Source organism: Sulfitobacter sp. HI0129 (assembly GCF_001635395.1).
Taxonomy (GTDB): Bacteria; Pseudomonadota; Alphaproteobacteria; order Rhodobacterales; family Rhodobacteraceae; genus Sulfitobacter.
Window position 1 is genome coordinate 1 of record NZ_LWGH01000017.1, and the last position, 503, is coordinate 503.

Consider the following 503-nt stretch of genomic DNA (forward strand, 5'->3'; position numbering starts at 1 on the left):
GCCTCTTGCCTGTCGCCACAACCCTGGCGGCTTTNGCNACGCCNGCTCTCGCGCAGGACTTGTCACCGATCCAGACCATGCTGGAAACCGTCGAGGCCGCGCTGACCGGTCCCATCGGGATCGCGGTTGCCACGCTCGCGGTCATCGGCACCGGATTCATGTGCATGATGGGGCGGCTCAACTGGGGCTGGTTCGCCTCGGTCATCATCGGGATCGTGCTGATCTTCTCGGCCGGTACCATCGTCGACGGCTTCTCCTGAGATCCGAGTAGAGCAGTGGCAGAACGATCCCCCCTTTTTCTGGGCCTCGCCCGTCCGCCCAAGTATCTGGGTCTCCCTGTCGGATACCTCGTGGTGCTGACGACCGGGGTCGTTCTGCCGTTCATCTGGACGAAGTCGATGGTCTTCTTCCTGATTGGTCTCGTCGCCTATCCGATCCTCTGGTTTGTCGCCGACCGCGAGCCGCATTTCTTCGAGGTCCTGCGCGTCTCCTATGGATCAGTG

Annotated in this window: 2 protein-coding genes; both read left to right on the forward strand. The window is 62.2% G+C overall.

The window, feature by feature from the left end; translation table 11 throughout:
- Nucleotides 1–260, forward strand: a 260-nt coding sequence (locus tag A3764_RS00240) for a TrbC/VirB2 family protein (RefSeq protein ID WP_236627967.1), incomplete at its 5' end; no start/stop codon positions are given.
- A 15-nt stretch (nt 261–275) separates the two neighbouring features.
- On the forward strand, nt 276–503 hold a 228-nt coding region (locus tag A3764_RS00245; RefSeq protein WP_067951010.1), incomplete at its 3' end, for a type IV secretion system protein VirB3.